A 17,933-nucleotide genomic window follows, 5' to 3' on the forward strand; every position below is an offset into this window, starting at 1 on the left:
CGGCCCGGCACGGTTGGTACTGTCGGCGCACGATGCACAAGACCCTGATCGTGACCAACGACTTCCCGCCCAGGCCCGGCGGCATCCAGGCGTTCCTGCACAACATGGCGCTACGGCTGGAGCCCGATCGGCTCGTCGTGTACGCGTCCACCTGGAAGCGCGGGCGCGAGGGCGCGGAGGCGACGGCCGCCTTCGACGCGGAGCAGCCCTTCACCGTCGTGCGGGACCGTACGACGATGCTGCTGCCCACCCCCCGCGTCACCGCCCGGGCCACCTCCCTGCTGCGGGAGCACGGCTGCACGTCGGTGTGGTTCGGCGCCGCGGCGCCGCTCGGGTTGATGGGGCCGGCGCTGCGCCGGGCGGGGGCGCGGCGGCTGGTCGCCACCTCGCACGGCCACGAGGCGGGCTGGGCCCAACTGCCCGGTTCCCGCGCGCTGCTGCGCCGCATCGGCGAGGGCACCGACACCATCACGTACCTCGGCGAGTACACCCGCTCCCGGATCGCCGCGGCCCTCACCCCGGACGCGGCCGACCGCATGGTGCACCTCCCGCCCGGGGTCGACGAGAAGACCTTCCACCCGGACTCGGGCGGCGCCGCGATCCGCGCCGAACTCGGGCTCAGCGGCCGGCCCGTGGTGGTGTGCGTCTCGCGCCTGGTGCCGCGCAAGGGGCAGGACACCCTGATCCTCGCGATGCCCCGGATCCTCACCCGCGTACCCGACGCCGTGCTGCTGGTCGTCGGGGGCGGCCCGTACGAACAGGACCTGCGGAAGCTGGCGCACCGGGTCGGCGTGGCCGACGCCGTGCGCTTCACCGGCGCGGTGCCGTGGGCGCAACTGCCCGCCCACTACGGCGCGGGCGACGTCTTCGCCATGCCGTGCCGGACCCGCCGCGGCGGGCTGGACGTCGAAGGGCTCGGCATCGTCTACCTGGAGGCGTCCGCCACCGGACTCCCGGTGGTCGCCGGCGACTCGGGCGGGGCCCCGGACGCGGTGCTCGACGGCGAGACCGGCTGGGTGGTGCGCGGCGGTACGGACGACGCGGCGGTGGCCGGGACCGGCGAGCGGATCGTGACGCTGCTCCAGGACCCGGAGCTGCGGCGGCGGATGGGCGAGCGGGGGCGGCGCTGGGTCGAGGAGACCTGGCGCTGGGACCTGCTGGCGGAGCGGTTGCGCGCGCTGCTGTGAACGCGGCGCGGCGCCCGACCGTCGTCGTGCGGTCGGGCGCCGCCCTCGGCTTCTTCGGGCCGTCAGCCGTGGTAGATGGTCTCGATCTCCTCGGCGAAGTCCTTCGCCACCACGTTCCGCTTCAGCTTCATCGACGGCGTGATGTGGCCGTCCTCCTCGGTGAACTGCGCGCCCAGGACGCGGAACTTGCGCACCGACTCCGCCTTGGACACCGCCGCGTTGCCGTCGTCCACCGCGCGCTGGATCTCCGCCAGCAGGTCCGGGTCGTCCCGCAGGGTCGCCGCCGTCGAGCCGGCCGGCTTGCCGTGCTCCGCCGCCCAGCGGCCCAGGAACTCCTCGTCGACCGTGACCAGCGCGGCGACGAAGGGCCGCCCGTCGCCGACCACCATGCACTCCGCGACCAGCGCGTGCGCCCGGATGCGGTCCTCGATCACCGCGGGCGCGACGTTCTTGCCGCCGGCGGTCACCAGGATCTCCTTCTTGCGGCCGGTGATCGCGAGGTAGCCCTCCTCGTCGAGCGTGCCGATGTCACCGGTGTGGAACCAGCCGTCCGCCATCGCCTCGGCGGTCGCCGCGTCGTTGTTCCAGTAGCCCTCGAAGAGGTGCTCCCCGTGCAGCAGCACCTCGCCGTCGTCGGCGATCCGCACCACCGTGCCCGGCAGCGGCTGGCCTACCGTGCCGATCTTCTGCCGGTCCCAGGGGTTGAACGCGGTCGCCGCGCAGGACTCGGTGAGCCCGTAACCCTCCAACACGGTGAAGCCGATGCCGCGGAAGAAGTGGCCGAGGCGCTCGCCCAGCGGCGCGCCCCCGGAGATCGCGTACTCGCCCCGACCGCCCAGCACGGCCCGCAGCTTGCGGTAGACGAGCTTGTCGAAGAGCGCGTGCTTGAGGCGGAGCCCCAGCGAAGGGCCCTGCGGGGTGTCGAGCGAGCGGCTGTAGGCGATCGCCGTCTGCGACGCCCGGTCGAAGATCTTCCCCTTGCCGTCGGCCTGCGCCTTGGCGCGCGCCCCGTTGTAGACCTTCTCGAAGACCCGCGGCACCCCGAGGATCAGGGTGGGCCGGAAGGTCGCCAGGTCGTCGGTGAGGTGCTTGATGTCCGGCAGGGTGCCCAGCTTGATCGGCGCCATCACGGCCGCCACCTCGACCATCCGGCCGAAGACGTGCGCCGCGGGCAGGAAGAGGAGCACGGAACTCTCGCCCGTGCGGAACAGCGGCTTCAGCCGCTCCACCACGTTGCCGCACTCCGCGAAGAACGCCCGGTGGGTGAGGATCGAGCCCTTGGGGCGGCCGGTGGTGCCCGAGGTGTAGACGATCGTCGCCACGTCGTCCGCCTTGGCGCTCGCAGCGCGCGCGTCCACGGTCGCGTCGTCGATCTCCGCGCCCAGCGCCACCAGCGCGTCGAGGCCGCCGGCCGAGAGCTGCCAGACCTCCCGGAGCTGCGGCAGCCCGTCCCGTACGGACTCCACCGCGGCGGTGTGCGCACCGCTCTCCACGACCAGCGCGACCGCGCCCGAGTCGGAGAGGATCCACGACACCTGCTCGGGCGAGCTGGTCTCGTACACCGGGACGACGACGGCGCCCGCGCACCAGATCGCGAAGTCCAGCAGCACCCACTCGTAGCGGGTGCGCGACATCAGGGCGACCCGGTCGCCGGGCTCCACGCCCGCGGCGATCAGGCCCTTGGCGGCGGCCCGCACGTCCGCCAGGAACTCCGTGGCGGTGACGTCGACCCAGCCGTCCGGGACCTTGCGGCCCATCACGACGACGTCGGGGTGCTGAGCCGCGTTGCGGTGGACGAGGTCGGTCAGATTGCCGTCGGAGGGGACCTCGTACAGGGCCGGAAGACTGAACTCGCGCAAGACTGCTGCTCCTCATCGGGCGCCGGTGCCACGGCTCTGTGGGGTGCGCCGGCCTGATCGGGCAGGGTGCTCATGGGTGGTGAGCACGACTGGACTGCCCGGACGTTACCCACCAGTACTCAGTTCCGGATAGGGGGTTCCGGCCAGATGTTCCGTGCGTCACACGGTTGACCGTGCTCCGCGCAGAGCAGTCCCACGGTAGTCCACGGGTGGCACGACCCGGAAGAACGACCGGGCCCGCGGTCGCGGACACCCGTGCGAAGGGTCGGCGGGGACGGTGCCCCGCGCTGCGCCTGCCCCCGCCCCCGTCCGGGGCGACACCAGCGTTCTGGGGCGTGCCCGGAAGTCCCGCGTGCGTCCACCCGCACGGGAACGTGCGCGAGGCTTTCCGGGCACGCCCTAGGGTGATCGCAGGTGATCGGAGCTGATCGCACGGGGAGGCGCGAGTGGACGACGCACGGGTGGCTGCACGAGTGGGTACGCGGCCGGGGACGCGGGTGAACGTGGTCAGCGACGTCCACGGCAACGCCGCCGACCTCGCCGCCGCGGGGGACGGCGCGGACGCCCTGATCTGCCTCGGAGACCTCGTCCTCTTCCTCGACTACGCCGACCACTCGCGCGGCATCTTCCCCGACCTCTTCGGCGTCGAGAACGCCGACCTGCTCGTCTCCCTGCGCACCGCCCGCCGCTTCGACGAGGCCCGCGAGCTGGGCCGCCGGCTCTGGGCCGAACTCGACGCCGACCGCGACACCGCCATCGAGCAGGCCGTGCGCCGCCAGTACGCGGAGCTGTTCGCCGCCTTCCCCACCCCGACGTACGCCACCTACGGAAACGTCGACATACCCACCCTCTGGCCGGAGTACGCCCGGCCCGGCGTCACCGTCCTCGACGGCGAGCGGGTCGAGATCGGCGGCCGGGTCTTCGGCTTCGTCGGCGGCGGGCTGCGGACCCCGATGCGCACCCCGTACGAGATCTCCGACGAGGAGTACGCGGCCAAGGTCGAGGCGGTCGGCGACGTCGACGTGCTGTGCTCCCACATCCCGCCGGACGTGCCCGAGTTGACGTACGACACCGTCGCCCGCCGCTTCGAACGCGGCAGCAGCGCCCTCCTCGCCGCGATCCACCGGGTGCGGCCCCGCTACGCCCTCTTCGGCCACGTCCACCAGCCGTTGGTGCCGCGGATGCGGATCGGCGCCACCGAGTGCGTGAACGTGGGGCACTTCGCCTCCTCCGGGCGGCCCTGGACGCTGAGCTGGTGACCGGCCGGCGGTGCGGCACCCCGGCCCGGGGGCTGGACCGGGCCCCCGCCCGGGCGCGATAGCCTTCACACCTACATTCACCCCGGGTCGGTACCGCACTGAAGGAGCCGCTGCGATGGCGGAACACACCAGCTCTAGCATCACCATCGAGGCGGCGCCGGCCGACGTCATGGGAGTGATCGCCGACTTCGACCGCTATCCCGAGTGGACCGGCGAGGTCAAGCAGGCCGAGGTCGTCTCCCGGGACGACCAGGGCCGCGCCGAGCAGGTCAGGCTGGTCCTGGACGCCGGAGCGATCAAGGACGACCACACCCTCGCGTACACCTGGAGCGGTCCCGACCAGGTGAGCTGGACGCTGGTGAAGTCCCAGATGCTGCGCGCCCTGGACGGCTCGTACACGCTGCGGCCGGTCGGCGGCGGCGACCGCACCGAAGTGACGTACCAACTCACCGTGGACGTCAAGATCCCCATGCTCGGGATGATCAAGCGCAAGGCCGAGAAGGTCATCATCGACCGTGCGCTCGACGGTCTGAAGAAGCGCGTCGAGAGCGGATCCGCGCTCTGATGCGCACGGTCCTCGTCACCGGCCTCGGCGGCGCGGGCCGTACCACGATCGCCGCGGCGACCGCGCTGGCCGCGGCCAGCAGCGGACGCCGGGCGCTGTTGCTGTCGCCGGAGCCCGGGGACGTCCTGGGGGCGCCGCTCGGCCGTGCACCCGAGGAGCGCGCGCCCGGGCTGTGGGCCGCCCGGATCGACGCCGCGGTGGACTTCCGGGCCGAGTTCCTGGCGTTCCAGGACCGGGGTGCGGCCCTGCTCGACCTCCTCGGCGCCACCAGGCTCGCCGAGGAGGAGCTGACGCCGCTGCCCGGCAGCGAGCAGTTCGCCCTGCTGAGGGCGGTCGCGCGGGCGGCGGACGGCTCGGCGGACGGCCCGTATGACGTGGTCGTCGTCGATCTGCCGCCGCTGGCCCAGACCGTCCCGCTGCTCGCCCTGCCCGAGCAACTGCGCCGCTATCTGCGCCGGCTGCTGCCGCCCGAGCGGCAGGCGGCCCGCGCCCTGCGCCCCGTACTCGCCCAGCTCGCCGGGGTGCCCATGCCCGCGGAGTGGCTGTACGAGACGGCTGCGCGCTGGGACCGGGAACTGGCCGCCGTCGAGGCGCTGATCGCCGACCCCGGCACCGCGCTGCGCCTGGTCGCCGAGCCGGGGCCGACCGCGAACGACGCCCTGGACGCCGCGCGCGCCGGGCTCGCCCTGCACGGCCTGCGGGTCGAGGCGGTCATCGCCAACCGGATCCTGCCCGCGCACTCCCCGGACACCTGGCTCGCCGGCCTCGCGGCGCAGCAGACCAAGTGCCTCGACGAGTGGTACGGCGCGTGGGGTGCGGACGGGTGGGGGAGCGGCACGGACGTCCACCGGGTCGCGCACGCCGGCCGCGAGGTCCGCGGCCTCGACGACCTCGCGCTGCTCGACGTGCCCGAGGTCGTCGACCTGCCCGAGGCGCCCGGGGCCCTCGACGCGGACATAGCGGACCGGCGGGACGAGGAGGGCATCCTCGTCTGGTCGATCCGGCTGCCCGGCGCGACGAAGGAGGGGCTGGGCCTGGTGCGCCGCGGCGACGAACTCGTCCTCACCGTGGGGCCGTTCCGAAGGATCCTTCCCCTGCCGTCGGCGCTCCGCCGCTGCACGGTCTCCGGCGCGGCCCTCGCGGACGGCGTGCTCACCCTCCGCTTCACCCCGGACCCCGGACTCTGGCCCCAGCGGGGCTGAATCGCCGGCGAGCCTTCGGGTACCGTCGAACGTACGGACAGACCGCAGCCGAAGCCCCGTGCAGGAGTACGCCATGAGCGATGCCACCGAGCGTCCCGACCTCGACGCCGACGCCTGGGCCGACGCCTGCGCCGAGGACCTCGAAGAGGAGAAGGCCCGCCGCCGAGCCGAGTACGGGACGCCGCCCGGCTCCGCCACCGAGGAGCTGCGCAAGCTCCTGGGCGCGGTCGCGGACAAGGTCTCCGAGTTCCAGACGTCGCTGCCCGGGGCGGCGGCGCAGAGCGCGGTGCAGCAGATCGTGAACCAGGCGAAGTCCGCCGTGGAGCCGGTCATCGAGCGCAACCCGCAGGTCTTCGACCACCTCGCGGCGGCCGGCGGCGAACTGCTCGCTGCCTACCGCTCCGCGGTCCAGGGCCACGAGCACCGTTGGACGCAGCGGGCGGCCGACCCGGAGCAGTCCCGCGGGCAGCAGCCGGACGGCAAGTCGGGTGGGAAGACGGACGGGAAGACGGACGGCGACCAGGGGCCGGGCGAGCAGATCGACCTCGACTGAGGCCGCCCGGGGCGCCCGTGGGCCGCTCGACGGCGCCCGACGCCGACCAGTCCCTCCGGTACGGTTCTCCCTAGCGGGGCTCGACCGAAATTGAGGGACAAATGGGACTCACCATCGGTGTTGACATCGGCGGTACCAAGATCGCTGCGGGTGTGGTCGACGAGGAGGGCACCATCCTCGAAACCCACACCGTGCCCACCCCGTCGACGCCCGACGCCATCGTCGACGCGATCTGCTCCGCCGTCGCCGGCGCCAGCACGGGCCGGGACGTCGAGGCCGTCGGCATCGGCGCCGCCGGCTACGTCGACGACAAGCGCGCCACGGTCATCTTCGCGCCCAACATCGACTGGCGGCACGAGCCGTTGAAGGACAAGGTCGAGCAGCGCGTCGGCCTCCCCGTCGTGGTGGAGAACGACGCGAACGCCGCCGCGTGGGGCGAGTACCGCTTCGGCGCCGGCCAGGGCCACCACGACGTCATCTGCATCACCCTCGGCACCGGCCTGGGCGGCGGCATCATCATCGGCAACAAGCTGCGCCGCGGACGTTTCGGCGTCGCCGCCGAGTTCGGCCACGTCCGCATCGTCCCCGACGGCCTGCTCTGCGGCTGCGGCGGCCAGGGCTGTTGGGAGCAGTACGCCTCCGGGCGCGCGCTGGTGCGCTACGCCCGCCAGCGCGCTGCCGCCACCCCCGACCAGGCGCGCGTCCTGCTCGAACTCGGCGACGGCACCGTCGAAGGGATCGAGGGCAAGCACGTCAGCACCGCGGCCCGGCAGGGCGACCCGGTCGCCGTCGACTCCTTCCGCGAACTCGCCCGCTGGGCCGGCGCCGGCCTCGCCGACCTCGCGTCCCTCTTCGACCCGTCCGCGTTCATCATCGGCGGCGGCGTGTCCGACGAGGGCGAGCTGGTGCTCGAACCGATCCGGAAGTCCTTCCGCCGCCGGCTGATCGGCGCGCAGTGGCGTCCGCACGCCCAGGTCCTCGTCGCCCAACTGGGCAACAAGGCCGGGCTCGTCGGCGCGGCGGACCTGGCGCGCCAGGGCTGACTGGTCCCACGGGGCGCACCTGACCGGTGCGTCCCGTGCGCCCTGGTGAAAAGAGGGCCCGTCGAACGGCCCGTGCCACAAAGATGGGCGCATGTCCGTGAACCAGACGCTGCCCGACTCCCGTACGAATCCCGACGGCTCGGCCGTCGTCAGGGTGCTCAGCTACAACGTCCGCTCGATGCGCGACGACGAGGACGCGCTCGCCCGAGTGATCAAGGCGACCGACCCGGACCTGGTGTTCGTCCAGGAGGCGCCCCGCTTCTTCCGCTGGCGCAAGCACGCCGCACGCCTCGCCGCGAAGGCGGACCTCTTCGTGCTCACCGGCGGCGCGACCGCGGCGGGGCCGCTGCTGCTCTGCTCGCTGCGGGCGACCGTGGAGCGCACCGAGGACGTCCTGCTGCCGATCAGCCCGGGGCTGCCGCGGCGGGGCTTCGCGACCGCGGTCGTACGCTTCGGGGCGTCGGCGCGGGTCGGCGCCATCAGCTGTCACCTGAGCCTGGACGCGGTGGAGCGCCGGGCGCAGGCGGGGATGCTGCTGGACCGGCTGGCCGGGCTCCCCACCCGGCACGCGATCGCCGCGGGCGACCTGAACGAGGAGCCGACCGGCGCCGCGTTCCGCCTGCTCGCGGCGGACCTCCAGGACTGCTGGTCCGCTGCGCGGTGGGGCGGCGAGCACACGTTCCCGCAGTCCGCGCCGCGCAAGCGGATCGACGCGGTGTTCGCGACGAGGGGCGTCGAGGTCCACGCCTGCGGTGTGCCCTCCGGGCTGGTGGGCGTCTCCCCTCGCGACCTGACGTCCGCGAGCGACCACCTCCCGGTCCTGGCGGCCCTGACGATCCCGGCGGGCTAGGCGGCGCCCGGGCCCGTGGACATCACCGCCGCGCCACTGCGGGTGCGCTGGCCTCTGCGGCCTGTTCGCGCAGTTCCGCCCCCTACGCCCGCCGGGCGTGGCGGTACCCCCAGCGCCCCTGTTTCACCGCAGCCTGTCGGTCACCTGCGGCGGGGCACGGATTTATCCCTACGCCCGCAGGGCGTGGGGGTTTAGGGGCGCTGGGGGTACCACCACGCCCTCTGGGCACAGGGGGCACAACTGCGCGACCAGCCACCCACCGGGCCGCAGAGACCAACGCGTTCGCAGGGAAACGGCGATGGCGTCCAGGTGGGGGTGGGCCCATCGCGCCCGCATGGCAGGGGGGCTTTGGCGCGCTGGAGTCTCAGGCGTAGGTGGGGGTGCCCCCGTGCCCTCTGGGCACAGGGGGGCACAACTGCGCGACCACCGGGCCGCCGCGACCGCAGACCCGCAGGGGCGCGGGCCGTCGCGCAGTCAAGCGCAACCGGCTCAGACCACCGCTCCCCGGCCCGGGTCGTCGTCCTCGTCCTCGTCGCCGTTCGCCATGCGGGCGACCAACGTGACGAAGCCGCCCAGGAAGCCGCCCACCGACAGCGTCGTGAGCCACCACGTCATCTCCCAGCGCAGCAGCACCGCGAGGAGCATCAGGACGGGCCCACCGACCACCGCGAGCCAGGCGAACTTCGCCGTGACGTCGGCCTCCGGCAGCGGCGGGGGCTCCGGCGGGACGAAGTGGCCCTCGTCGGTGTCGTCGAGGTCGTCGTCCTTGGGTTCGGCGACGGAGTAGTCACGCGGGCCGGCGCCGCCCACGCCCGGCGCGAAGGTGATCGAGCTGCCCAGCTTCGACCCGCCGTCATCGCCCGGGCCGTCCGATCCGTCCGACCCCGCCGGCTCGGCCGGCGGCGGCCCGTCGTCCCCCTCCGGCTTCTTCTTCCGCAGGGCCTGCGGCGCCTCGTTCACCTGGCCCTCCAACCGGGCCAGGTCCTCCACCGACTTGAACGGCTTCGCGCCCGGCGGGTCCGGCGGCTCCTCGCCGTAACCGGCGACGATCGCCGCCCAGGCCGCCTCTTCGTCGATGGGTCGTTCGCGGTCCGCATCGTGCTGCTCAGCCACCGGTCATGCTCCCCTTCAGATCCGCGTGCGGAGCCAGCCGGCCGATCAGCGCGTAACTCTCCTCGAAGATGCGCTCCGCATCATGGTCCAACGTCGCGACGTGGTGGCTCTGTTCCAGCAGGACCTCGGTGACGTCCGTGGACGAGATGCGGCTGAGGATCCGCGCCGAGTCCGCCGGGCGCACCACGTGGTCCTGCGGGCTGTGCAACAGCACCAGGGGCTGGGTGACCTGCGGCAGGTCGCCGTCCACGAGCCGGGTGAAGTTCCGCAGGGAGTACGCCGCTTGGAGCGGCACCCGCTCGTACCCCACCTCCACCGCGTCCTCCTTCGCGATGTCGCTCGCGATGCCGGGCGTGGACCGCACGAAGTGCCGCAGCACGGGGAGCAGGTGCGGCGCGACGCCGTGGAGCTTGTTCAGCGGGTTGACCAGGACCAGCCCGCTGATCGCGTCGCCGTGCTTCGCGGCGAGCCGCAGCGTGAGCGCGCCCCCCATGGAGAGGCCGAAGACGAAGACCCGGGAGCACCGCTCGGTCAGCTCCCGCAGCGCCCGGTCCACCTCCGCGTACCAGTCCTGCCAGCCGGTGATCTGCATGTCCTGCCAGCGGGTGCCGTGCCCGGGCAGCAGCGGCAGGGAGACCGTGAGGCCGCGCTCCGCCAGGTACTCGGCCCAGGGGCGCAACGACTGCGGGGAACCGGTGAAACCGTGACACAACAGGACGCCGATGTCGCCGCCCTCGTGGCGGTACGGCTCGGCTCCGGGAAGGACCGGCACCGGGGTCTCCTTTCGGGGTGGGGGCCCGCTGCGCCGCCGTCTCACGACGGCGGCGATCAGGCGACAGGGCACGGCTGTGAAGGTCTACTTCACGGTACGCGACGGGGCTGGCACCGACCAGGTCCGCAGCCGGGCCGCGGCCCCGCTCCGGCGCATCCCGAGGGGCGCCCGGGTCCGCGCGCCGGCCCGCCACGGCGAGCCGGCGCCCACCACGGGTTAAGGTCTGACCGACGGCAACAGGAGGCACCCGAGTTGATCTACGGCGCAATGAAGTTCTCCCTCGGGGGCAGTCTGAAGCTTGCCTTCAGGCCCTGGGTGGAGGGTTTGGAGAACATCCCCGCGGAGGGGCCCGCGATCCTCGCGAGCAACCACCTCTCCTTCTCGGACTCGTTCTTCCTGCCGGCCGTCCTCGACCGCAAGGTCACCTTCATCGCGAAGGCGGAGTACTTCACCTCCCCCGGCGTCAAGGGAAAGCTGACGGCTGCCTTCTTCAAGGGCGTCGGACAGCTCCCGGTGGACCGCTCCGGCGCGCGCGGTGCGGCCGAGGCGGCGATCCAGGCGGGGATCAAGGTCGTGGAGGGCGGCGGGCTGTTCGGCATCTACCCGGAGGGCACCCGCTCGCCGGACGGCCGGCTCTACCGCGGCAAGCCCGGTGCGCTCGCCCGGGTGGCGCTGGCGACCGGCGCCCCGGTCATCCCCGTAGCGATGATCGACACCGAGAAGATCCAGCCCCCGGGCAAGGTCGTCCCCAAGCTGATGCGCCCCGGCATCCGGATCGGCAAGCCGCTGGACTTCCGCCGCTACCAGGGGCTGGAGGGCGACCGCTTCATCCTGCGCTCGGTCACCGACGAGGTGATGTACGAGATCATGAAGCTCTCCGGCCAGGAGTACGTGGACATCTACGCGACCGTGGCCAAGCGCCAACTCGCCGAGCAGAAGGCCGAACAGAAGGCGGAGCTCAAAGCCGAGCAGAAGGCCGAGCAGCAGAAGAAGGCCGCGGGCGGGTCCGACGCCGCCGAGGGCGACAGACGCGACTGAGGACGCAGCACGGGGCACGGGGGGAACGGAACGCATGGCGCGGCGCGAACGGGTCGTACGGATGTCGGTGGAGCTGCCGCTGTGGCGCGCCCTCGCCGGCTACCGCGTCCTCACCATGCTCTACGCCCTCCTGCTGTTCGTCCTGAACAAGCAGTACATAGAGCGCCAGGCGGTGGCCCTCGGCTACCTCGCGGTGCTCGCGGTGTGGACCCTGGCCACCCTGCCCAAGGTGCGCTCCGCCGCCCGCTGCACCCGCCCCTTCCTCGCCGTCGACCTGACGATCGCCCTCACCGGCATCCTGATCACCCCGCTCGCCGACGCGCAGGCGCAGGAGACGGACGGCCCGACGCTGCCGTCGATATGGACCGCGGGCTCCGTCCTCGCCTTCGCCCTCAAGGGCGGCTGGCGCTGGGCCGGCTTCGCGTCCTCCCTGGTCGCCGTCGCCAACATGGTCGAGCGCGGCGAGCCGAGCGGCGACACCTTCCACAACGTGGTGCTGGTGTGGGTGGCGTCCATCGCCATCGGCTACGTCGTCGAGGTCGCCCGCGCCTCCGAGCGCACCCTGGCGCGCGCCCTGGAGATCGAGGCGGCGACGCGGGAGCGCGAGCGGCTGGCCCGCGACATCCACGACGGCGTCCTCCAGGTGCTCGCGATGGTGCAGCGGCGCGGCGCCGAGGTCGGCGGCGAGGCGGCTGAGCTCGGGCGGATGGCCGGGGAGCAGGAGATCGCGCTGCGCACCCTGGTCTCCAGCGGCCTGGTGCCCACGACCCGTGCGTCCGAGGACGTGTCGCAGGGCGCGGTCGTACGGCTCGTCGACGTCGATGACGCGGACGGCACCGAAGAGGCCGACGGAGGAGCCGGGGAGCAGGACCTGCGTTCGCTGCTCGCCCGGCACGCCGGCGCCAAGGTCACGCTCTCGGAGCCGGGCGCCCCGGTGCTGCTGCCGCCCGCGGCGGCGCGGGAACTGGCCGCCGCCGTCAGTGCCGCGCTGGACAATGTGGACCGGCACGCGGGCCCGGGGGCACACGCCTGGATCCTGGTCGAGGACTGGCCGGACGAGGTCGTCGTGACCGTACGGGACGACGGCCCGGGCATCCCGGACGGCCGGCTCGCGCAGGCCGAGGGCGAGGGGCGCATGGGGGTCGCCCTCTCGATCCGCGGCCGGCTGCGGGACCTCGGCGGCACCGCCGAGCTGATCTCGGTGCCGGGCCAGGGCACCGAAGTCGAATTGAAGGTTCCACGGGCCGCAGCGGGCCCCGGGGGGAAGGACAGGACATGACGGAGCAGGCGCAGGGCGGGACGGAGCCGGCGGACGGCGCGGGGGCGACCCGCGTGATGGTCGTCGACGACCACCCGATGTGGCGGGACGCGGTCGCCCGGGACCTGGCCGCCGCCGGGTTCGACGTCGTCGCCACCGCCGGCGACGGCCAGCAGGCCGTCCGCCGCGCCAAGGCCGTGGCGCCCGACGTCCTCGTCCTCGATCTGAACCTGCCGCTGAAGCCCGGCGTCCAGGTCTGCAAGGAACTCGTCGGCGCGCTGCCCGGGCTGCGGGTCCTCGTGCTGTCCGCCAGCGGTGAGCACGCGGACGTCCTGGAGGCGGTGAAGTCCGGCGCGACGGGCTATCTGCTGAAGTCGGCCAGTACGGAGGAGCTGACGGACGCGGTGCGGCGCACGGCCGTCGGCGACCCGGTCTTCACCCCGGGCCTCGCCGGACTCGTCCTCGGCGAGTACCGCAGGCTGGCCACCGACCCCGCCCCGACGGCCGGCCCGGACCAGCCCAAGGCGCCCCGGCTGACCGACCGGGAGACCGAGGTGCTGCGCCTGGTCGCCAAGGGCCTTTCGTACAAGCAGATCGCCGAGCGGCTGGTGATCTCCCACCGCACCGTGCAGAACCACGTGCAGAACACCCTCGGCAAGCTCCAACTGCACAACCGCGTGGAACTGGTGCGGTACGCGATAGAGCAGGGCATCGACCGGCCGGACGAGCCCGAGGGCGCCGGCACGGTCTGAGCCCTCGTGGTGCACCGGGGGGCGCCTGGTGCGCGCAGTGCGCCGGGTGCGCCCGGGGCGCGCGTTGCCCACAGGGCGTACGGGGCGCACGAGCCGCGCCACCCCGCTCGTACGAGTGAACGCGTCGTCGGACGCGGATTCGTCGCACCCCGCTGACCAGCGCGGAAAGCGGCCCGTCCGACAGGGGGATTGACCTCGCCGGCCCGCTCGTAGTGACCTGGATCACCATTAGCGTGACGGTCACCACTCTTCCATGGGCACGTCTGGCGAAGGGAATTCTTTCCATGCGCGTCGGAGTACTGACCGGGGGCGGCGACTGCCCCGGCCTCAACGCTGTGATCCGCGGGATCGTCCGCAAGGGCGTCCAGGAGTACGGGTACGAGTTCCTCGGCTTCCGCGACGGCTGGCGCGGACCGCTGGAAGGCGACACCATCCCGCTCGGCATCCCCGCCGTCCGCGGCATCCTGCCCCGCGGCGGCACCATCCTCGGCTCCTCGCGCACCAACCCCCTCAAGGCCGAGGACGGCATCCGCCGCATCAAGGAGAACCTGGCCAAGACCGAAGTCGGGGCGCTGATCGCGATCGGCGGCGAGGACACCCTCGGCGTCGCCGCCCGGCTCCACGGGGAGTACGGCGTCCCGTGCGTCGGCGTCCCCAAGACCATCGACAACGACCTGTCCGCCACCGACTACACCTTCGGCTTCGACACCGCCGTCGGCATCGCCACCGAGGCGATCGACCGGCTGCACACCACCGCCGAGTCCCACATGCGCGTCCTGGTCGTGGAGGTCATGGGCCGACACGCGGGCTGGATCGCGCTGCACTCCGGGCTCGCCGGCGGCGCCAACGTCATCCTCATCCCCGAGCAGCGCTTCGACGTGGACCAGGTCTGCGCCTGGGTCACCTCGCGCTTCAAGGCCACGTACGCCCCGATCGTCGTCGTCGCCGAGGGCGCCATGCCCAAGGACGGCGACGTCGTCCTCAAGGACGGCACCCTGGACTCCTTCGGGCACGTCCGGCTCTCCGGCGTCGGCGAGTGGCTGGCCAAGGAGATCGAGAAGCGCACCGGCAAGGAGGCCCGCACCACCGTCCTCGGCCACGTCCAGCGGGGCGGCACGCCCAGCGCCTTCGACCGCTGGCTCGCCACCCGCTTCGGGCTGCACGCCATCGAGGCCGTACGGGACGGCGACTTCGGCGTCATGGTCGCACTCCAGGGCACGGACATCGTGCGCGTGCCGATCGGGGACGCCACCGCCAAGCTGAAGACCGTCGACCCCGCGCTCTACGAAGAGGCCGGCGTCTTCTTCGGCTGACCGTCGCGGGGCCGTCCCCGCCGCACACCGACTGCTCCCGCTCTGACCGGCGCACTCGGGCTGTGGGTCGTATATTCGGCCCACAGCTCATGTACTCGGCCCACAGCTCACGTACGAGGGAGAGCGTTCGTGGAGATCCTCGCCTTCGGAGTCCAGGCGGACGAGAAGCCGCTGATCGAAGCCGCCTTCCGGGGGCTCCACGACGTCCACTGCCTTGAGGTCTTCCTCAACGAGGACACCGCCCCCATCGCCGCCGGCCACGAAGCCATCTCCACCAGCGTCAACGCCGACCTGAACGCACGGGTGCTGCGGATCCTGGCCGCCGGGGGCACCCGGATGGTCGCCCAGCGCTCCACCGGCTTCAACAACATCGACCTGGACGTGGCCGAGGAACTCGGCCTCACGGTCGCCCGGGTCTCGTACTACTCGCCGTACTCGGTCGCCGAGTTCGCCTGGGCCCTGGCCCTGGCCGTCAACCGCCGCGTCGTCCGGGCCGCCGCCCGCACCCGCGACTTCGACTTCCGCCTCGACGGGCTGATGGGCCGGGACTTCCACGGCCGCACCGTCGGCGTGCTGGGCACCGGCAAGATCGGCGAGGCGTTCACCCGCATCGCCCACGGCTTCGGCATGCGACTGCTCGGCTGGGACATCGCCGAGAACCCCGCCTGCACGGCGCTGGGCATGCAGTACGTCGAGAAGGACGAACTGCTCGCCGAGGCCGACCTCGTCAGCCTGCACGTACCGTTGCTGCCGGCCACCCACCACCTCATCGACGCGAAGGCGCTGCGCGCCATGAAGGACGACGCGATCCTGGTGAACTCCAGCCGCGGCGGGCTGGTCGACACCGAAGCGCTGGTCGGGGAGTTGCGCCGGGGCCGGTTCCGCGGCGTGGGGCTCGACGTGTACGAGGCGGAGGCCGGGCTCTTCTTCCTCGACAAGTCGCTGGAGGCGATCACCGACGACACCCTGGCCCGGCTGCTCACCTTCCCCCACGTGCTGGTCAGCTCCCACCAGGCGTACTACACGCACGACGCCGTCGGCCAGATCGTCGACGCCACCGTGCAGAACGTGACCGACTACGCGGCCGGCCGCCGGAGCGAGAACTTCCTCGTCCCGGCGGCCGGTTCCTGACGGCCGTCCCGCGGGGCCCGTCTCAGACGTCCAGCAGCACGCTGTCGCGCAGCAGTTCCGTCAGCAGCGCCGGGCCGTCCAACGTCAGGACGGACTCCGGGTGGAACTGGACGGACGCGAAGCGCGGCGCGCGCAGGGCGTGGACCTCGCCCGTCGCCCCGTCCCGCGCCACGTCCACCGCCCGGGCCGCCAGCCGGGCCTGCGCCGCGGCGTCGCAGCGCGCCGAGAAGCTGTTGTAGAAGCCGACGGTCCGCGCCCGGCCGAAGAGGTCGATCCGCTCCTGCGCGCCCTGGTACGGCGCCGCCTTGCGGACCACTTCCAGGCCCAGCCGCGCCGCGATCAACTCGTGGCCCAGGCACACCCCCAGCACGCCGTGCGGGTGCCCCGTCAGCAACTCGGCGGCGAGCGGGCGCAGCAGCCGCATCTTGGGGTCGTCGGGGTCGGACGGATCGCCGGGCCCCGGGCCCAGCACCACCGGGCCGTGGTGCGCGAGCGCCGCCGACCGCAACCCGGGCTCGTCGTACCGCCGCACGGTCACCGCGAGTCCGGTGGCGCGCAGCAGGTGCGCCAGCATGGCGGTGAAGGTGTCCTCGCAGTCGATCACCAGCGCGTGTCCGCGCAACCCGCCCGGTTCGTCGCTGCGCTCCTGCATCCGCAGCCAGAACGGCGCGAGCCCGGCCCGGCGCGCGTCCAGGGCCGCCCGCACCCGCGGGTCGTCCGCCAGCCGCGGCGCCCCACCCGGCGCCACGGCCCGGCCCGGTCGCACCCCGAGCGCCGCCAGCACCCCGGCCGCCTTGGCATGGGTCTCCGCGACCTCCGCCGCCGGGTCCGAGTGGCGCACCAGGGTCGCGCCCACCGCCACCCGCAGCCGGCCGTGCGCGTCGACGTCGGCCGTACGGATCACGATGGGGGAGTCCAGCGTCTGCCCGCCCTGCGCGTCCCGTCCGAGCAGCGCCAGCGCGCCCGCGTAGTAGCCGCGCCCGGTCGGCTCGTGCCGTTCGATGACCCGGCAGGCGTTCTGCACCGGCGAGCCGGTGACGGTCGCGGCGAACATGGTCTCCTTCAGCACCTCCCGCACGTCGAGCGTGGACCGGCCGCGCAGCTCGTACTCGGTGTGGGCCAGGTGCGCCATCTCCTTGAGCCGCGGGCCGACGACCACCCCGCCGCGGTCGCCGACGGTGCACATCATCTTCAGCTCCTCGTCGACCACCATCGACAGCTCGTCGCGCTCCTTGCCGTCGGCGAGGAAGGTCAGCAGCGAGTCGATGTCGGGGCCCTGCGGGGGATAGCGGAAGGTGCCGCTGATCGGATTCATCACGACCGTGCCGCCGCTCATCCGCACGTGCACCTCGGGGCTCGCCCCGATCAGCGTGCGCTCGCCGGTGTGCACGACGAACGTCCAGTACGCGCCCCGCTCGTCGGTGAGCAGCCGGCGGAACAGCGCGAGCGCGTCGGCCCGCCCGAAGCCGGGGACGGTGCCGGTGTAGGTGCGGCGGATCACGAAGTTCGCGCCCTCGCCGGCGCCGATCTCGTCGGTCACGACCCGGCGGACGATCTCCTCGTAGCGCTCGTCGGGCACGTCGAAACCGCCGTCCTCGACGCGCACGGCCCGCTCGGGCAGCGCCGCGACGACCTCGGCGAGCGGCAGCTCGTACGACGCGTGGGCGACCAGCGCGCTCAGCGGGGTGCCGTCGTCCCGCACGTCGAAGCCCCGCTCCCGGATCTGCCGGAACGGCACCAGCGCCAACGTCGGGAGGTCGGTGAAGACGGGCAGCTCGGCGAGGGTCGCACAGGTGTGGACCGAGCCCAGGAGCACTTCGACGGCGTCGTGGTCGCGGCCCGGGGTGCGGCGGCGCAGCAGGGCGAAGGGGGTGTCGCCGTCGAGCAGCCGGGCGAGCACGGGGCCGGCGGACTCGGTTCTGGAAGCGTTGGACATCCGGATTCCTTCCCAATCGGGGCGGGGAGAGGAACGGCCGGGTCCCGGGGTCCCGGTGCCACCGGGTCGCGGGGGAAAAGTAGAAGGCCGCCCCTCGGGCGG

Annotated in this window: 16 protein-coding genes; 12 read left to right on the top strand and 4 right to left on the bottom strand. The window is 73.2% G+C overall.

The window, feature by feature from the left end; genetic code table 11:
• The first annotated feature begins 32 nt into the window (after positions 1 to 32).
• Positions 33 to 1,187: a glycosyltransferase family 4 protein gene (locus tag ACH4E8_RS12610; RefSeq protein WP_398447122.1), complete on the top strand. Its 1,155-nt coding sequence runs from the start codon at positions 33 to 35 to the stop codon at positions 1,185 to 1,187.
• A gap of 62 nt (positions 1,188 to 1,249) precedes the next feature.
• On the opposite strand, the gene ACH4E8_RS12615 is transcribed toward ACH4E8_RS12610, so the two are convergent.
• On the bottom strand, positions 1,250 to 3,046 hold the full coding sequence (locus ACH4E8_RS12615; RefSeq protein ID WP_398447124.1) for an AMP-dependent synthetase/ligase: 1,797 nt from the start codon (positions 3,044 to 3,046) through the stop codon (positions 1,250 to 1,252).
• A 503-nt stretch (positions 3,047 to 3,549) separates the two neighbouring features.
• Between ACH4E8_RS12615 and ACH4E8_RS12620 the strand changes: the two genes are divergently transcribed.
• The 6 genes from ACH4E8_RS12620 (at position 3,550) to ACH4E8_RS12645 (ending at position 8,518) form a co-directional block, all read left to right on the top strand.
• Positions 3,550 to 4,305 (top strand): metallophosphoesterase, encoded by a 756-nt coding sequence (locus tag ACH4E8_RS12620; RefSeq protein WP_398447322.1) that lies wholly within the window; start codon positions 3,550 to 3,552, stop codon positions 4,303 to 4,305.
• Between the two features lie 115 nt (positions 4,306 to 4,420).
• Complete coding sequence (locus ACH4E8_RS12625; RefSeq protein ID WP_398447126.1) at positions 4,421 to 4,870, top strand: SRPBCC family protein; 450 nt, start codon at positions 4,421 to 4,423, stop codon at positions 4,868 to 4,870.
• Complete coding sequence (locus tag ACH4E8_RS12630) at positions 4,870 to 6,072, top strand: ArsA family ATPase (protein ID WP_398447128.1); 1,203 nt, start codon at positions 4,870 to 4,872, stop codon at positions 6,070 to 6,072. The genes ACH4E8_RS12625 and ACH4E8_RS12630 overlap by 1 nt, the downstream gene beginning before the upstream one ends.
• A 73-nt stretch (positions 6,073 to 6,145) precedes the next feature.
• Complete coding sequence (locus ACH4E8_RS12635) at positions 6,146 to 6,625, top strand: DUF5304 domain-containing protein (protein ID WP_398447130.1); 480 nt, start codon at positions 6,146 to 6,148, stop codon at positions 6,623 to 6,625.
• A 101-nt stretch (positions 6,626 to 6,726) separates the two neighbouring features.
• Positions 6,727 to 7,668: an ROK family glucokinase gene (locus tag ACH4E8_RS12640; RefSeq protein WP_398447132.1), complete on the top strand. Its 942-nt coding sequence runs from the start codon at positions 6,727 to 6,729 to the stop codon at positions 7,666 to 7,668.
• 91 nt (positions 7,669 to 7,759) lie between these two features.
• Positions 7,760 to 8,518 carry an endonuclease/exonuclease/phosphatase family protein gene (locus ACH4E8_RS12645; protein ID WP_398447134.1) on the top strand — a complete coding sequence of 253 codons (759 nt, stop codon included), beginning with the start codon at positions 7,760 to 7,762 and terminating at the stop codon, positions 8,516 to 8,518.
• A gap of 489 nt (positions 8,519 to 9,007) precedes the next feature.
• Here ACH4E8_RS12645 and ACH4E8_RS12650 read toward each other — a convergent pair whose 3' ends face one another.
• Complete coding sequence (locus ACH4E8_RS12650) at positions 9,008 to 9,631, bottom strand: hypothetical protein (RefSeq protein WP_398447136.1); 624 nt, start codon at positions 9,629 to 9,631, stop codon at positions 9,008 to 9,010.
• Entirely contained in the window at positions 9,624 to 10,403 is a 780-nt protein-coding gene (locus ACH4E8_RS12655; RefSeq protein ID WP_398447138.1) for an alpha/beta hydrolase, read from the bottom strand. Before ACH4E8_RS12655 ends, ACH4E8_RS12650 begins: the two co-directional genes overlap by 8 nt.
• A 252-nt stretch (positions 10,404 to 10,655) precedes the next feature.
• Between ACH4E8_RS12655 and ACH4E8_RS12660 the strand changes: the two genes are divergently transcribed.
• From ACH4E8_RS12660 to ACH4E8_RS12680, 5 genes are all read left to right on the top strand, one after another.
• Positions 10,656 to 11,441 (top strand): lysophospholipid acyltransferase family protein, encoded by a 786-nt coding sequence (locus tag ACH4E8_RS12660; protein WP_398447140.1) that lies wholly within the window; start codon positions 10,656 to 10,658, stop codon positions 11,439 to 11,441.
• Positions 11,442 to 11,475: 34 nt separating this feature from the next.
• Positions 11,476 to 12,720 carry a MacS family sensor histidine kinase gene (macS, locus tag ACH4E8_RS12665; RefSeq protein WP_398447142.1) on the top strand — a complete coding sequence of 415 codons (1,245 nt, stop codon included), beginning with the start codon at positions 11,476 to 11,478 and terminating at the stop codon, positions 12,718 to 12,720.
• The gene (locus tag ACH4E8_RS12670) at positions 12,717 to 13,451 is read left to right on the top strand and encodes a response regulator (protein ID WP_398447144.1); all 735 of its coding nucleotides are present in this window, start codon (positions 12,717 to 12,719) and stop codon (positions 13,449 to 13,451) included. Before macS ends, ACH4E8_RS12670 begins: the two co-directional genes overlap by 4 nt.
• 284 nt (positions 13,452 to 13,735) lie before the next feature.
• Positions 13,736 to 14,764 carry a 6-phosphofructokinase gene (locus ACH4E8_RS12675; RefSeq protein WP_398447146.1) on the top strand — a complete coding sequence of 343 codons (1,029 nt, stop codon included), beginning with the start codon at positions 13,736 to 13,738 and terminating at the stop codon, positions 14,762 to 14,764.
• Between the two features lie 129 nt (positions 14,765 to 14,893).
• Positions 14,894 to 15,895: a 2-hydroxyacid dehydrogenase gene (locus tag ACH4E8_RS12680; protein WP_398447148.1), complete on the top strand. Its 1,002-nt coding sequence runs from the start codon at positions 14,894 to 14,896 to the stop codon at positions 15,893 to 15,895.
• Positions 15,896 to 15,917: 22 nt separating this feature from the next.
• Here the strand turns inward: ACH4E8_RS12680 and ACH4E8_RS12685 are convergent, their stop codons facing one another.
• Positions 15,918 to 17,831, bottom strand: coding sequence for an anthranilate synthase family protein (locus tag ACH4E8_RS12685; protein WP_398447150.1), 1,914 nt, complete (start codon positions 17,829 to 17,831; stop codon positions 15,918 to 15,920).
• Positions 17,832 to 17,933 lie beyond the last annotated feature (102 nt).

Source organism: Streptomyces sp. NPDC017979 (assembly GCF_044328175.1).
Taxonomy (GTDB): domain Bacteria; phylum Actinomycetota; class Actinomycetes; order Streptomycetales; family Streptomycetaceae; genus Streptomyces.

Bases quoted from the DNA above. Each gene is read 5' to 3' on its own strand.
- macS (WP_398447142.1), top strand. From the start codon at position 11,476: ATGGCGCGGCGCGAACGGGTCGTACGGATGTCGGTGGAGCTGCCGCTG.
- ACH4E8_RS12625 (WP_398447126.1), top strand. From the start codon at position 4,421: ATGGCGGAACACACCAGCTCTAGCATCACCATCGAGGCGGCGCCGGCC.
- ACH4E8_RS12685 (WP_398447150.1), bottom strand. From the start codon at position 17,831: ATGTCCAACGCTTCCAGAACCGAGTCCGCCGGCCCCGTGCTCGCCCGG.
- ACH4E8_RS12630 (WP_398447128.1), top strand. From the start codon at position 4,870: ATGCGCACGGTCCTCGTCACCGGCCTCGGCGGCGCGGGCCGTACCACG.
- ACH4E8_RS12635 (WP_398447130.1), top strand. From the start codon at position 6,146: ATGAGCGATGCCACCGAGCGTCCCGACCTCGACGCCGACGCCTGGGCC.
- ACH4E8_RS12610 (WP_398447122.1), top strand. From the start codon at position 33: ATGCACAAGACCCTGATCGTGACCAACGACTTCCCGCCCAGGCCCGGC.
- ACH4E8_RS12670 (WP_398447144.1), top strand. From the start codon at position 12,717: ATGACGGAGCAGGCGCAGGGCGGGACGGAGCCGGCGGACGGCGCGGGG.
- ACH4E8_RS12640 (WP_398447132.1), top strand. From the start codon at position 6,727: ATGGGACTCACCATCGGTGTTGACATCGGCGGTACCAAGATCGCTGCG.
- ACH4E8_RS12675 (WP_398447146.1), top strand. From the start codon at position 13,736: ATGCGCGTCGGAGTACTGACCGGGGGCGGCGACTGCCCCGGCCTCAAC.
- ACH4E8_RS12645 (WP_398447134.1), top strand. From the start codon at position 7,760: ATGTCCGTGAACCAGACGCTGCCCGACTCCCGTACGAATCCCGACGGC.